Here is a 14,177-nt window from a genome sequence, read left to right as displayed (position 1 = left end):
CCGCAAATGCGGCCCGTTTTGTTATGTGCGCTGTAGGTCGGATACGCGCAAGCGCTATCCGACAGCATCACCGTCAGTTGTTCTGATAAATATCTTTGTACAACCGGCTTTCAAAGCGTACCAGCGGGATACGGCGGTTACGCTGGTCAGCGGGTTCTACCGCATAGCCAGACAGATACTGTACAAACGCCATGCGTTGCCCGCTTGCCGTGGTAATGAATCCTGCAAGGTTATACACCCCCTGTAACGAGCCGGTCTTCGCGGAGACTTTGCCATCCACGCCAGCCTGATGCAGACCCGCACGGTATTGCAGAGAGCCGTCATGGCCTGCCAGCGGCAGCATCGTAATAAAGTTCAGCTCGTTGTCATGCTGTGCGATGTACTGCAGCACCTGCATCATGGTGGCGGGCGCAATCAGGTTGTGGCGAGAGAGGCCGGATCCGTCGGCAATGATCGTGTTACCAATATCGACACCCGCCTGCTGGCGCAGGATCTGGCGTACGGCATCGGAACCTGCGCGCCAGGTGCCAGGGACATTAAATCGCGCGTGGCCGATCATACGAAAAACGGTGTCAGCAATCATGTTGTCCGACTTTTTCAGCATAATCTTAAGCAGGTCATGTAAAGGCGCTGACTGCTTGCTGGCGACAACGGTACCCGGCTCGTTGACCTGCGTCTGGCGCAGCAGCGTACCGCTGTAGGTGATACCCGCTTGTTTCAGCTCATCTTTAATAATTGCCCCGGCATAGCTGGCGCCGTCCTGAATGGCAAACGCCAGCGGCAGTGGGTCGGTGCGCTGGGGAAGACAACCGGTTAGCGTGAAGCGGTTTAAATCGCCAGGAACGACATCCAGTTCACAATATTGCGCTTCTGCAGAACCACGCGCGAGGGTGCGAACCTGGCTGAACATGGTTACCGGGTAGTATGATGCCACGCGAATAAAGGCGAGATCGTTAGGTTTTTGCGCACTGTAAAGCGACACCGAGAAGCAGTTACGATCAACAATCGCTGCCGCAGGCGGTGCGCTAAAACACTGCGTCATGTCGTTCCAGGGCCAGCCAGGTGCTTTATCATGACTGGCGAAAATGGACGTGTCGATGAGGACATTTCCGGCAATTTGCGTCACGCCTGATTTTTTCAGGGTTGCTACCATATTGCGAATATCCTGACGTTTTAGCGTCGGATCGGCACCAAATCGCGCCACCAAGTCACCTTTCAATACCCCGCCTTCCACGCGACCTTTGGTTTCTAGCGTAGTAGTAAAACGGAAGTCCGGCCCAAGCTGGATCAAGGCCGCCAGGGCGGTGATGACTTTTTGGGTGCTGGCGGGTAGGGCCATTTGTTGGCTATGGTAATCAATAGCAGGCGTCGGAGCCCCAACCTTCTGTACCATAAGGGCGAGGTTGGCCCCGGCAGGGAGCTGGTTGATATACTCGTCAACATTCGCAGCCTGAACGCTGAACGCCGCAATACTGGCAGTCAATCCGATGGTAAATCTGGGAAATCGCATAATCTCGCGCTAACAACCTGGAAACAGGCCGTCATACTACGGCGCAACGCCCCAAAAAGTAAACGATGACCCATAGGGAACTCCAGGGTAAAATGATCATCAAATAGAGAATTGTAGCTGACCTGGGTCCTCGGGCCCGGGTCGGTATTTTTTTGCTTCTGACTCTGGCATCGCGTTTGCCAGGGTGGGCTTAGCAGCCGGGGTGAGGACAACCGCCCCCTACAGGAATGTTCAAGAGGTATAACAATGCAAGCTATCCCGATGACCTTACGTGGTGCTGAAAAACTGCGTGAAGAGCTGGATTTTCTGAAATCTGTGCGCCGCCCTGAAATCATTGCCGCGATCGCCGATGCGCGTGAACACGGTGACTTGAAAGAGAACGCGGAGTACCACGCGGCCCGTGAACAGCAGGGATTCTGCGAAGGACGCATTAAAGATATCGAAGCTAAGCTGTCTAACGCGCAGGTTATCGACGTCACTAAAATGCCGAACAATGGCCGTGTCGTTTTCGGTGCAACGGTGACCGTTCTGAATCTTGATAACGATGAAGAACAGACCTGGCGCATCGTAGGTGATGACGAAGCCGATTTTAAACAGAACCTGATTTCAGTTAACTCGCCTATTGCTCGTGGCCTGATTGGCAAAGAGCAGGATGACGTGGTGGTTATCAAAACGCCGGGCGGTGAAGTGGAATATGAAGTGGTGAAAGTAGAATACCTGTAATTCGCATCTTGGTTAAGATGTTGATACATTGTAAAGAAAGGAAAAAGGCCGCATAGCGGCCTTTTATCAACGAAGAGAGCGTGGCATTTTGCTCTCCTGCTAGCGGAAATTCCCGCGTTTTACACAAACTACGTGTTCAACTTTGGGATATTCTTAGCGTGGCAGCGAGATTTTACGTTCTTTAGTCGGGCGATACAGTACCAGCGTTTTGCCGATGACCTGTACGTTACAGGCGCCGGTTTCGCGTACGATAGCTTCCACGATCAAGGTTTTGTTATCGCGATCTTCCGAGGCGATTTTCACCTTGATAAGTTCATGGTGCTCTAGCGCTTGTTCAATCTCGGCCAGTACCCCTTCGGTCAAACCATTATTGCCAAGCATGACTACAGGCTTGAGCGGATGTGCCAGACCTTTCAGGTGCTGTTTTTGTTTAGTACTCAGATTCATCGTATATTTTTGCTTAGGTTGGGATTGAAAACGGGTCATTCTACCGCCATCTCCCATATATCACCAAATAGCAGTGTAGAAATTTACACCATTGGTTACGATGAACTGCCCGATGGGAAAGTAAAATGACAGGTAAAAAGCGTTCTGCCAGCTCAAGCCGCTGGCTTCAGGAACACTTTAGCGATAAATATGTTCAGCAGGCACAGAAAAAGGGGTTACGTTCCCGTGCCTGGTTTAAACTTGATGAAATACAGCAAAGTGACAAAATTTTTAAACCGGGGATGTCGATAGTTGACCTCGGCGCTGCACCCGGTGGCTGGTCGCAATACGCGGTTACGCAGATCGGAAACAGCGGCCGCATTATCGCTTGCGATCTTTTACCTATGGATCCAATCGTTGGTGTGGACTTCCTTCAGGGCGACTTTCGTGATGAATTAGTCCTGAAAGCGTTACTTGAGCGCGTAGGTGACAGTAAAGTACAAGTTGTCATGTCCGATATGGCACCAAATATGTGTGGAACACCGGCGGTGGACATTCCCCGGGCCATGTATTTGGTAGAGCTGGCGCTTGGAATGGCTCGTGATGTATTAGCGCCAGGTGGTAGTTTTGTAGTTAAGGTGTTCCAGGGCGAAGGCTTCGATGAGTATCTAAGAGAGATTCGCTCCCTGTTTACGAAGGTCAAAGTTCGTAAGCCGGACTCTTCCCGCGCTCGTTCGCGTGAAGTGTACATTGTAGCGACCGGGCGTAAACCATAACCGGCAGATTTTAAACGAAAGTTTGAAAGACGCTGGATATAGAGTATCCTGACGCTGTTTTTAACACAGTTGTAATAAGAGGTTAATCCCTTGAGTGACATGGCGAAAAACCTAATACTCTGGCTGGTCATTGCCGTTGTGCTGATGTCAGTATTCCAGAGCTTTGGGCCCAGCGAGTCTAATGGCCGTAAGGTGGATTACTCTACCTTCCTGCAAGAGGTCAATCAGGACCAGGTTCGTGAAGCGCGTATCAACGGACGTGAGATTAACGTTACCAAGAAAGACAGTAACCGTTACACGACCTACATCCCGGTTAACGATCCGAAGCTGCTTGATAACCTGCTGACCAAAAACGTCAAGGTTGTTGGCGAGCCGCCTGAAGAGCCGAGCCTGCTGGCTTCTATCTTCATTTCCTGGTTCCCAATGCTGCTGCTGATTGGTGTCTGGATCTTCTTCATGCGTCAAATGCAGGGCGGGGGTGGCAAAGGCGCCATGTCGTTCGGTAAGAGTAAAGCGCGCATGCTGACGGAAGATCAGATCAAAACCACTTTTGCCGACGTTGCAGGTTGTGACGAAGCGAAAGAAGAGGTGGCTGAGCTGGTTGAGTACCTGCGCGAACCGAGCCGTTTCCAGAAGCTGGGCGGTAAGATCCCGAAAGGCGTCCTGATGGTCGGCCCTCCGGGTACCGGTAAAACCCTGTTGGCAAAAGCCATCGCGGGTGAAGCGAAGGTTCCATTCTTCACAATTTCCGGTTCTGACTTCGTGGAAATGTTTGTGGGTGTCGGCGCATCTCGTGTGCGTGACATGTTCGAACAGGCCAAGAAAGCAGCACCGTGCATCATCTTTATCGATGAAATCGACGCCGTCGGCCGCCAACGTGGCGCGGGTCTGGGCGGTGGTCACGATGAACGTGAGCAGACGCTGAACCAGATGCTGGTTGAGATGGATGGCTTCGAAGGTAACGAAGGTATCATCGTTATCGCAGCAACTAACCGTCCGGACGTTCTTGACCCTGCGCTGTTGCGTCCAGGTCGCTTTGACCGTCAGGTGGTTGTAGGTCTGCCGGACGTTCGTGGTCGTGAGCAGATTCTGAAAGTGCATATGCGTCGCGTACCGCTGTCTCCGGACATCGATGCGGCAATTATTGCCCGCGGTACGCCTGGTTTCTCCGGTGCAGATCTTGCGAACCTGGTGAACGAAGCAGCGTTGTTCGCTGCCCGTGGTAACAAGCGCGTTGTATCGATGGTTGAGTTCGAGAAAGCGAAAGACAAAATCATGATGGGTGCGGAACGTCGCTCCATGGTGATGACGGAAGCGCAGAAAGAATCTACCGCGTACCACGAAGCAGGCCACGCGATTATCGGTCGCCTGGTACCGGAACACGATCCGGTGCACAAAGTAACGATTATTCCACGCGGTCGTGCGTTGGGTGTGACCTTCTTCCTGCCGGAAGGCGATGCAATCAGCGCTAGCCGTCAGAAACTGGAAAGTCAGATCTCTACGCTGTACGGCGGTCGTTTGGCTGAAGAGATTATCTACGGTGCTGAACATGTTTCTACCGGCGCGTCGAACGACATTAAAGTCGCGACTAACCTGGCACGTAATATGGTGACGCAGTGGGGCTTCTCTGAAAAGTTGGGTCCGTTGCTGTACGCGGAAGAAGAAGGCGAAGTGTTCCTCGGTCGTTCTGTTGCTAAAGCAAAACATATGTCCGATGAAACCGCGCGCATTATCGATCAGGAAGTTAAATTGCTGATTGAACGTAACTACGAGCGTGCTCGTCGTCTTCTGAACGATAACCTGGACATTCTGCACTCGATGAAAGATGCGCTCATGAAATATGAGACCATCGATGCACCGCAGATTGACGATCTGATGGCTCGCCGCGATGTGCGTCCGCCAGCAGGTTGGGAAGAGTCAGGTACGTCTAACAACTCTGGCAATAATGGCACCCCAAGTGCGCCGCGTCCGGTTGATGAACCGACCTCGCCGAATCCGGGTAACATGTCAGAGCAGTTAGGTGACAAATAAGTTATCGTTGCTGATGACCGTGCTTTAATTGAAAACCCTGGGGCTTGCTCCGGGGTTTTTTTATTTATCAACTTATACCCAATGAATTTCGAGTTGCATCAAGGCGGCGACGCAGGGAATCCCCAGGAGCGTACATCAGTACGTGACTGGGGTGAGCGAGGACAAACCGGCTATGCCGGTTTGAACAGCGCTTGCGCTGGCCCCGAAGGGGTGAGGCCGAAGGCCGAATAAAGCTAACGCAGATGCAGCTTGAAAGACGATGGGTATATACCAGGGATAACACTATGAAACTCTTTGCTCAGGGTTCTTCGCTGGATCTCAGCCATCCCCACGTCATGGGGATTTTAAACGTCACGCCGGACTCTTTTTCCAATGGCGGCGCGCACAACACCTTGGTTGAGGCGGTGAAACACGCCAATCTGATGATTAACGCCGGGGCGACTATCATTGATGTGGGTGGCGAATCCACGCGGCCGGGGGCGGCAGACGTCAGCGTAGAAGAAGAACTGGAACGGGTGATCCCGGTCGTTGAGGCCATTGCCCAACGCTTTGAGGTGTGGATCTCGGTGGATACCTCAAAACCGGAGGTGATTCGTGAATGTGCCCGAGTCGGTGCGCATATCATTAATGATATTCGCTCCCTGACAGAACCAGGTGCACTGGAAGCTGCGGCGGAAACTGGATTACCCGTGTGTCTGATGCATATGCAGGGGCAGCCGAAGACCATGCAGGAAGCGCCAAAGTACGAAGATGTTTTTGCTGAGGTAAATCGCTACTTTGTTGAGCAAATAGCACGTTGTGAAAGGGCTGGGATCGCAAAAGATAAATTGTTGCTCGACCCGGGATTCGGTTTCGGTAAAAATCTTACCCACAACTACACATTACTGGCACGCCTGGCAGAGTTTCATCATTTTAATCTGCCGCTGCTGGTCGGGATGTCACGAAAATCAATGATTGGTCAGTTACTGAACGTGGGGCCATCTGAACGTTTGAGCGGAAGCCTGGCATGTGCGGTGATTGCTGCCATGCAGGGCGCGCAGATTATTCGTGTCCATGACGTCAAAGAAACCGTAGAAGCGATGCGTGTGGTGGAAGCCACATTGTCTGCAAAGGAAAAAAAACGCTATGAGTAATCGTAAATATTTTGGCACTGACGGTATCCGCGGTCGCGTTGGCGATACCCCAATTACGCCTGATTTTGTGCTTAAACTGGGTTGGGCGGCAGGAAAAGTGCTGGCACGTCATGGTTCACGTAAAATTATTATCGGTAAAGATACGCGTATTTCTGGCTATATGCTGGAGTCAGCGCTGGAGGCTGGTTTGGCCGCAGCGGGCCTGTCTGCTTCATTCACCGGGCCAATGCCAACCCCCGCGGTTGCGTATCTGACGCGCGCTTTCCGCGCCGAAGCAGGGATTGTCATCTCTGCCTCGCACAACCCGTTTTATGATAACGGAATTAAGTTCTTCTCCATCGACGGGACCAAATTGCCTGACTCCGTTGAAGAAGCTATCGAAGCCGAGATGGAAAAGCCGCTCACTTGTGTGGACTCTGCTGAACTGGGGAAAGCCAGCCGTATTGTCGATGCTGCGGGCCGCTATATCGAATTTTGCAAAGGTACGTTCCCGAACGAGCTGAGCCTGAACGAGCTAAAAATCGTGGTGGATTGTGCGAACGGCGCGACGTATCACATTGCGCCAAATGTACTCCGTGAACTGGGCGCAAATGTCATTGCGATTGGCTGTGAGCCGGATGGCGTCAACATCAATGAAGAAGTGGGTGCGACCGACGTTCGTGCGCTGCAGGCGCGCGTGATTGCAGAAAAAGCCGATCTGGGTATTGCGCTGGATGGTGATGGCGACCGCGTGATCATGGTGGACCACGAAGGTAATAAGGTCGATGGCGATCAGATCATGTATATCATTGCCCGTGAAGCGTTACGTCAGGGGCAACTGCGTGGTGGAGCTGTCGGTACGCTGATGAGCAACATGGGTCTCGAGCTGGCGCTGAAGCAGCTGGGTATTCCCTTTGCTCGGGCGAAAGTGGGAGACCGCTACGTGCTGGAAAAAATGCAGGAAAAAGGCTGGCGCATCGGGGCTGAAAACTCAGGGCACGTGATCCTGCTGGATAAAACCACCACCGGTGACGGTATTGTGGCGGGTTTGCAGGTGCTGGCAGCAATGGTACGTAACCATATGAGTTTGCACGACCTGTGCAGCGGTATGAAAATGTTCCCACAACTGCTGGTTAACGTTCGCTTTACCGCCGGTAGCGGCGATCCGCTGGAACATGAAACCGTGAAAGCGGTGATGGCGGACGTTGAAGCGGCGTTGGGTAACCGAGGTCGTGTTCTGCTGCGTAAATCAGGCACTGAGCCGTTAATCCGTGTGATGGTTGAAGGCGAAGATGAAGCGCAGGTTACTGAGTTCGCGCACCGTATTGCAGATGCGGTGAAAGCCGTATAAGTCCTGAAGTTTGAGAGCCGGAGTCCGAGACTCCGGCTTTTTTTATCCTACTGAAAGTGCCTGTTTGCGTCGATGCTGCCAGAAGTAGCCCCCGGCCATCATCAGCACAAGAGCAGCCAGCCACGGCAGGACCGCCAGCAAATGCCCTGAACGGGCAAATGTCAGGGCAATCATCAGCAACCACCCTCCCAGCATTGGAATTGCGGTACGTTTAACAATATCCACTGGTGATACGCCTGCGATCCCGGCAATGGCAATGATCACGCCAGCAATCGGCGATAACGTCCGGCCAATACCCGCCGAAATCTGAATAGGTAGCATCATCACGGCGATGTCGCTGCCGATATGGCGGCTGATATCCGGCACCATGGGGGCGAAGGAGAAGAACGCGGCATTCCCCGACCCCATCAACGCAGAAATCGCAAAGGTGATCAGCGTCATCAGCAGGATTATCGAGGCGGCACTGAGACCAAATTCGCCGGAGAGTGAAAGCAGCGCGTCGACTGCACCAATGGCTTTTAGCCCGGCTGAAAAAACTTCACCCGCGATAATCAACGTTACGACGGTGGCAAACACGCTGCCCATGCTGTCGAAAACTTTTTGCACGCCAGCCATCACTTCACGTGCCTTGCGATGACGCCAATACTCGCAAATCAGCGTAATGGCCAGGCTAATCAGAACGGCGGTATCCAGCGTAATTTTGAGCGAGCTAAACAGTAAATCACTGCACAGCAGCATCAATACCAACGGTAGCATCGGCAGAAACAGCCAGGCGATCGGGGCGTGGGTTTCTTCTGTGGCGGTCAACGTTTGCATCTGCTGGGTTACATCGCCGCCGCTTTCTCGGCGATCGAAAAAGCGTTGGACGACAATATGGAGCAGGGCGATGAAAAGAATGACCGGCACGACGATGGGAAGCTGATCGTGAACAAAATAGTTCACCACCTCGATACCCGCTGTTTTGGCGGCAAGAACCGAGTTACCGGAACCGGGGCCGAATTCAACCGCACAGGTACTGGCGATAACGGCGGCGACGGCGGCACGGCTGCAGCCAAGGCGGGTGAGCAGCGGATAAAGCGTTGCCATCAACAACAAACCCAACCCCGTAGCGCTACTGATAAACAGCGACAAAAATTGCCCCAGCAGCAACGCCAGCCCCAGTAGGAGATATGGCGAGTTCAGACGCTGTAATGGACGCGAAGTCACCCGAACCAGCACCTGACTGGCACCAATGGCTGACATATAGGTGGCAAAGCCGCCAATCAGCATAATTTGCAGACCAAGGCCACCCAGGCGCACGCTCAGGGTATCGCGGATAAACTCAAACGCATCAAAGGGGCCAAACCCGGTGCTTTTCTTCACCAGGCTACTGAGCGTGGTCATTCCGCTAAAATGGGCGATGAGTAGTAATACAATCCCGGTGAGCAGCAGCACGGACTGGGGATGGTACTTTTTCAGGATCAGCCGTCCGGCAAAGACAATGGCGACTAGCGCCAGCAATAAAGACATTCTTTCATCCTCACTCAAAGTTGCCGTTGACCAAACACTCTCCATCGCGCAGTAACAGCCTACCCGCGGCGAACAGATGCGCCAGCGACAGGTCATCATTGAGGACGCAAATATCGGCGCGTTCTCCGGCACAAAGCTTGCCGCCGGAAATTCCCAGCGAGCATGCAACGTTTGCCGTCATCATGGCCACGGCCTGTGCGATCGGAATGCCCGCATCAATCAGGCGAGGGAGCAGTGCAAGGTTACCGCCTACCGGCGCGGCCGTGAGTCCTTCAACCATACCCTGAGCATTAAAGCGCGGCACGCTGCCATTGCCATCTGAGCTGATGGTGATGCGATCGGCTGGAACCTGAGCCTCCAGCGCGTGGAGAATGGCCTGTTCCTGAGGCATAAAACGGCTACCGCCAGACGTCACGTCAATATGGCCGCCGCGATGGGCGAAAGCGATCGCCTGGTTGAACAGGGCTTCGGTTCTGGCCACGTGAGTCGGTGAAATATGGTGGATCGGAATACCGGCATCGCAAAGCGCAGTAAGTTGCGACATGCCTTCCGGTAGGTTGCCCAGGTGCACATGCAGCAGCCCTTTTTTCCCCGCCAGCAGTGAGGCCACGCGGATATCGCTGACGATTCTCAATAGCTCCTGGAAAGAGGGATATGAACCCCGATGATCGGCGAGGGCGATTTTAACGCCGAGAATGGCCGGGATAAAGGTTATGTCATCGCGAATGGATTGCGTAATCGTCGGGCTGGGTACCGCGTAAGCCCCAGTGTGCATAAACGCGCGCACGCCCTCCAGATTCAGTGACTGCATTTTGGCGTACAGATCTTTGGGCGAGCGAGAAATGGCATCGGTGCCCAGCACGCCGACGACCGTCGTAATGCCAGCTTGAAGCAGATCGCGCAGTTTTACGGCAGGTGTTCGGCTGGCAAATCCTGCTTCACCACCGCCGCCGGTCAGATGGACATGCTGGTCGATAATCCCCGGGATTACCCATTTACCCCGGCAATCGATGACCTCGTTGACGCCATCGAAACGTGAAATATCGTTGCCTACCGCCACAATACGATCGGCATATATGAGCAGAGAGCAGAGGCCTAAATCCTCCGGGGAAAAGACACGGGCATTAGTCAGTAAAGTAAACATATTAGTCCTGTCAAACGTCAAGGGGAGGGAGACTCGGCAGGTGAAACAGAATATTGTTGTTATGCGGTCCACACTAAAGCCATTACTATAACTGTGACTATTTCCGATTTGTTATCGGAGGATACGGATATGGAATGGTGGAGAATGCGACGTGGATAGTAAGTGGTTAGATGATTTCCTGGCTTTAAGTCAGCATGGGAATTACTCCCAGGCCGCCATACAGCGGCATATTACTCAGCCTGCGCTAAGTCGGCGTATTAAAGCGCTGGAAGAGACGTTAGGCGTCCCGCTATTTGATCGTACCACGACACCCGTTACGTTAACCCGTTATGGTGAACGGTTTGAACCCTATGCCCGGCATGTCCTCAGTATGCTGACGGAGGCGCGTCATGAGCTGGCCGCCATGATGCCGGCAACGGAAAATACGCTGGTGATGGTCAGTCTTCACACGCTGTCGGTGAATATCCTGCCTGACATGATCAATTACCTGCGCCAAAGTGAACCGCAATTAAGTTTTACGGTAAACGCCAGCATCCAGGGAATTGATAATCACTTTAACGCGCTGATAAACCGGCAAATTGATTTTCTGGTGACCTACGATTTGCCGTCTTCGCAGCCGGGGCTGGAGATTGTCGGGGGGCTAAAACGCTCATTGTGGCGATATGAGCGATTCATCCCGGTGATTTCAGCCCAACTGGCGGACAAGCTTGATTCTCCAGATGCTCCGATTCCCTGGCTTTGCTACAGCGACTATACCTTTGTCAGACGCATTATCGATCCGCTAGAGCAACATGTTCACCCACGACTGAAAAAGGTCTTTGAGAGTGGGTTAAGCGAAACAATCCGGGAAATGGTGCTGCGCCATATGGGAATGGCATGGTTGCCCGAGTCGATGGTGGCTGAAGAATTAGTGAATAATGAAATTATCCACTGTTGGCCAGATAATTCAGATCTGATAGGTGAAATCCCGGTCGTTGTTTGGGCAAACCTTGACGATCAGCGACCCGTGATGCAGCGATGCTGGGATAAATTGCTGCGTTTTTGATTGATGTGGCGATTTTTTCTTCAGTTGATACAATACACTTAAATTGCCCTTGCGAAGGTTATTCGCATTGGTTAGTATTCACACCCGCTTCAGTGGGAAACAGTTAAACATTCCCGCTTTAATGGTCGAAGCATTGGTACGCGGCAACTCCGCAAGGAACAGGTTGATTATGCACGAAGCTCTTTTAGTAGTTTTCCTTATTGTAGCAATTGGCCTGGTAGGCTTGATCATGCTGCAGCAAGGCAAAGGCGCTGATATGGGAGCCTCTTTTGGCGCAGGCGCTTCTGGTACACTGTTTGGTTCAAGTGGTTCTGGTAACTTCATGACCCGAATGACAGCTGTATTGGGAACCTTGTTCTTCATTATCAGTCTGGTGCTGGGTAACATGAACAGCAATAAGACCAATAAAGGAAGTGAGTGGGAAAATCTGAGTGCACCGGCGAAAACCGAGCAAACTCAGCCAGCTGCTCCGGCTCAGTCGACCAGCGATATCCCGCGCTAATAGTAGTATCTGTGCTGAGGTGGTGGAATTGGTAGACACGCTACCTTGAGGTGGTAGTGCCCTAACGGGCTTGTGGGTTCGAGTCCCATCCTCAGTACCAATATTCCGAAAGAAAGACGCTGAAAAGCGTCTTTTTTTTCGTCTGTATGTTGTGATCCGTAGGTGTGCGTAGTAGCACGTAGGCCTGATAAGCGATAGCGCCATCAGGCATGTCCTGCAAATTGTCGGATGGCGGCTACACGCCTTATCCGACCTACGCACACCTACGCGCTTCACGCCTTAAATTCCGCGCATAAAAAAGCCGCTTGCGCGGCTTTTGTCATTTCTGTTGGCGATTACTTCGCTTTGTTTTCCAGATTCTCTACCTGCGGCAGACCGGTGGCGGAAGAGGCGGTCAGCAGGCCCGACTGGGCGTAGCCGAACAGCTTCTCGCGGGTATCGGTAATATCCAGGTTACGCATAGTCAACTGACCGATACGATCGTCCGGTGAGAAGACGGAATCCCCTTTCTCCATGGTCAGACGTTCTGGCTTGTAGGTCAGGTTGTCGGAGACGGTATTCATAATGGAATAGTCGTTACCGCGACGCAGCTCCAGCGTAACTTCGCCGGTGATTTGGCTCGCAACCCAACGTTGCAGACCGTCACGCAGCATTAGCGCCTGGGAGTCAAACCAGCGACCCTGGTACAGCAGACGACCCAGTTGGCGGCCGTGAGCGTGATACTGCTCAATGGTATCTTCATTGTGAATACCGGTCAGCAGACGCTCGTAAGCGATATGCAGCAGCGCCATCCCCGGGGCTTCGTAAATACCACGGCTTTTCGCCTCGATAATACGGTTTTCAATTTGATCGCTCATGCCCAGACCATGACGGCCGCCAATGCGGTTGGCTTCCATCATCATCTCAACATCGTCGCTGAAGGTTTTGCCGTTCAGCGCAACTGGATGTCCCTGCTCAAAACGTACGGTTACTTCTTCCGCCGGGATCTTCACGCTTTCATCCCAGAACTTGACGCCCATAATCGGGTTAACGATCTTCAGGCTGGAGTTAAGGAATTCCAGATCTTTCGCTTCGTGCGTAGCGCCGAGCATGTTGGAGTCAGTGGAATACGCTTTTTCGACAGACATTTTGTAGTCGAAACCGCAGGCGATCATAAATTCAGACATCTCATGGCGACCGCCGAGTTCGTCAATGAAGTCAGTGTCCAGCCATGGTTTGTAAATCTGCAGTTCGGCATTGGTCAGCAGACCGTAACGATAGAAACGCTCAATATCGTTGCCTTTATAGGTACTGCCGTCACCCCAGATATTCACACCGTCATCTTTCATGGCGGCCACCAACATGGTGCCGGTCACCGCGCGGCCTAGTGGCGTGGTGTTGAAATAGGTCAGTCCGCCGGTGGTATTATGGAATGCACCACATTGAATCGCTGCGATCCCTTCGGCAACCAGTTGCTTGCGGCAATCAACCAGGCGAGCGTTCTCAGCACCATATTCCATTGCACGGCGAGGGATGGCGTCATAGTCATCCTCATCCGGTTGTCCCAAATTCGCAGTATATGCATATGGGACAGCCCCTTTTTGTCGCATCCACAGCAGTGCAGCACTGGTGTCCAGGCCGCCAGAAAAAGCGATACCAATACGTTGACCTACCGGGAGATGCTTGAGAATCGTCGTCATAAAATAAAACCCTGCTTGATAGACTGGTGAAGAGGTCGGTTTTTTATGTTAAGTGCATTTTTATGCAAAATAAATGAGTTTTCATTTAATCACCTTTTAACGGTGACAGGAAGAGTTTAGTGATAATTTCGTTAAATAACGGCGTTGAAGGCAGATTTATCTTTGTTGCACTTTGCTAAATTTGCGCAGGCTGGCATTCATTCATTTGCATAGTAGTAACAAGGTTGACATAAGGGATAGAAAATCAATATACTGTGCGCAGATTTTACGTCCCGTCCTCGGTACCAAATCCCAGCAGTATTTGCATTTTTTACCCAAAGCGAGTAAAATTTGCCACGTTTCAGGCGCGGGGTGGAGCAGCCTGGTAGC

At 52.4% G+C, this 14,177-nt stretch carries 12 protein-coding genes and 1 tRNA gene; 8 read left to right on the top strand and 5 right to left on the bottom strand.

The window, feature by feature from the left end:
• Positions 1-73 precede the first annotated feature (73 nt).
• The gene (gene dacB, locus FDW95_RS02555) at positions 74-1,510 is read right to left on the bottom strand and encodes a serine-type D-Ala-D-Ala carboxypeptidase (protein ID WP_115257386.1); all 1,437 of its coding nucleotides are present in this window, start codon (positions 1,508-1,510) and stop codon (positions 74-76) included.
• 246 nt (positions 1,511-1,756) lie between these two features.
• On the opposite strand from dacB, the gene greA reads away from it, so the two are divergent.
• Positions 1,757-2,233 carry a transcription elongation factor GreA gene (gene greA / locus FDW95_RS02550; RefSeq protein ID WP_096755520.1) on the top strand — a complete coding sequence of 159 codons (477 nt, stop codon included), beginning with the start codon at positions 1,757-1,759 and terminating at the stop codon, positions 2,231-2,233.
• Positions 2,234-2,386: 153 nt separating this feature from the next.
• On the opposite strand, the gene yhbY is transcribed toward greA, so the two are convergent.
• Positions 2,387-2,680 (bottom strand): ribosome assembly RNA-binding protein YhbY, encoded by a 294-nt coding sequence (gene yhbY / locus FDW95_RS02540; RefSeq protein WP_096755522.1) that lies wholly within the window; start codon positions 2,678-2,680, stop codon positions 2,387-2,389.
• Positions 2,681-2,805: 125 nt separating this feature from the next.
• Between yhbY and rlmE the strand changes: the two genes are divergently transcribed.
• The 4 genes from rlmE (at position 2,806) to glmM (ending at position 7,929) form a co-directional block, all read left to right on the top strand.
• Positions 2,806-3,435, top strand: a complete 630-nt coding sequence (gene rlmE, locus FDW95_RS02535; RefSeq protein ID WP_115257387.1) for a 23S rRNA (uridine(2552)-2'-O)-methyltransferase RlmE — start codon at positions 2,806-2,808, stop codon at positions 3,433-3,435.
• Between the two features lie 99 nt (positions 3,436-3,534).
• Entirely contained in the window at positions 3,535-5,466 is a 1,932-nt protein-coding gene (gene ftsH / locus FDW95_RS02530; protein WP_115257388.1) for an ATP-dependent zinc metalloprotease FtsH, read from the top strand.
• Between the two features lie 284 nt (positions 5,467-5,750).
• Positions 5,751-6,599, top strand: a complete 849-nt coding sequence (folP, locus tag FDW95_RS02525) for a dihydropteroate synthase (protein WP_137363403.1) — start codon at positions 5,751-5,753, stop codon at positions 6,597-6,599.
• Entirely contained in the window at positions 6,592-7,929 is a 1,338-nt protein-coding gene (gene glmM, locus FDW95_RS02520) for a phosphoglucosamine mutase (protein WP_115257390.1), read from the top strand. The genes folP and glmM overlap by 8 nt, the downstream gene beginning before the upstream one ends.
• Before the next feature lie 42 nt (positions 7,930-7,971).
• Here glmM and dcuC read toward each other — a convergent pair whose 3' ends face one another.
• Both dcuC and iadA read right to left on the bottom strand, forming a co-directional pair.
• A complete protein-coding gene (gene dcuC / locus FDW95_RS02515; protein WP_115257391.1) occupies positions 7,972-9,438 on the bottom strand; it encodes a C4-dicarboxylate transporter DcuC in 1,467 nt (488 codons plus the stop codon).
• Positions 9,439-9,448: 10 nt separating this feature from the next.
• Positions 9,449-10,582 (bottom strand): beta-aspartyl-peptidase, encoded by a 1,134-nt coding sequence (gene iadA, locus FDW95_RS02510; RefSeq protein WP_115257392.1) that lies wholly within the window; start codon positions 10,580-10,582, stop codon positions 9,449-9,451.
• A gap of 151 nt (positions 10,583-10,733) precedes the next feature.
• Between iadA and FDW95_RS02505 the strand changes: the two genes are divergently transcribed.
• The 3 genes from FDW95_RS02505 (at position 10,734) to FDW95_RS02495 (ending at position 12,229) form a co-directional block, all read left to right on the top strand.
• Positions 10,734-11,627 carry a LysR family transcriptional regulator gene (locus tag FDW95_RS02505; RefSeq protein ID WP_115257393.1) on the top strand — a complete coding sequence of 298 codons (894 nt, stop codon included), beginning with the start codon at positions 10,734-10,736 and terminating at the stop codon, positions 11,625-11,627.
• 169 nt (positions 11,628-11,796) lie between these two features.
• The gene (gene secG / locus FDW95_RS02500; RefSeq protein ID WP_115257394.1) at positions 11,797-12,129 is read left to right on the top strand and encodes a preprotein translocase subunit SecG; all 333 of its coding nucleotides are present in this window, start codon (positions 11,797-11,799) and stop codon (positions 12,127-12,129) included.
• Between the two features lie 13 nt (positions 12,130-12,142).
• Positions 12,143-12,229 (top strand) — tRNA-Leu (locus FDW95_RS02495).
• 235 nt (positions 12,230-12,464) lie between these two features.
• Here the strand turns inward: FDW95_RS02495 and argG are convergent.
• Positions 12,465-13,808 (bottom strand): argininosuccinate synthase, encoded by a 1,344-nt coding sequence (gene argG / locus FDW95_RS02490; RefSeq protein WP_115257395.1) that lies wholly within the window; start codon positions 13,806-13,808, stop codon positions 12,465-12,467.
• Positions 13,809-14,177 lie beyond the last annotated feature (369 nt).

It is taken from the genome of Citrobacter sp. wls718, from assembly GCF_005280945.1.
Taxonomy (GTDB): Bacteria; Pseudomonadota; Gammaproteobacteria; order Enterobacterales; family Enterobacteriaceae; genus Citrobacter; species Citrobacter gillenii.
Note: the sequence above shows the minus strand (reverse complement) of the source record. Positions and strands in the feature narration are given on the sequence as shown.

Bases quoted from the DNA above. Each gene is read 5' to 3' on its own strand.
- glmM (WP_115257390.1), top strand. From the start codon at position 6,592: ATGAGTAATCGTAAATATTTTGGCACTGACGGTATCCGCGGTCGCGTT.
- dcuC (WP_115257391.1), bottom strand. From the start codon at position 9,438: ATGTCTTTATTGCTGGCGCTAGTCGCCATTGTCTTTGCCGGACGGCTG.
- greA (WP_096755520.1), top strand. From the start codon at position 1,757: ATGCAAGCTATCCCGATGACCTTACGTGGTGCTGAAAAACTGCGTGAA.
- iadA (WP_115257392.1), bottom strand. From the start codon at position 10,582: ATGTTTACTTTACTGACTAATGCCCGTGTCTTTTCCCCGGAGGATTTA.
- ftsH (WP_115257388.1), top strand. From the start codon at position 3,535: ATGGCGAAAAACCTAATACTCTGGCTGGTCATTGCCGTTGTGCTGATG.
- argG (WP_115257395.1), bottom strand. From the start codon at position 13,808: ATGACGACGATTCTCAAGCATCTCCCGGTAGGTCAACGTATTGGTATC.
- folP (WP_137363403.1), top strand. From the start codon at position 5,751: ATGAAACTCTTTGCTCAGGGTTCTTCGCTGGATCTCAGCCATCCCCAC.
- dacB (WP_115257386.1), bottom strand. From the start codon at position 1,510: ATGCGATTTCCCAGATTTACCATCGGATTGACTGCCAGTATTGCGGCG.
- secG (WP_115257394.1), top strand. From the start codon at position 11,797: ATGCACGAAGCTCTTTTAGTAGTTTTCCTTATTGTAGCAATTGGCCTG.
- yhbY (WP_096755522.1), bottom strand. From the start codon at position 2,680: ATGAATCTGAGTACTAAACAAAAACAGCACCTGAAAGGTCTGGCACAT.
- rlmE (WP_115257387.1), top strand. From the start codon at position 2,806: ATGACAGGTAAAAAGCGTTCTGCCAGCTCAAGCCGCTGGCTTCAGGAA.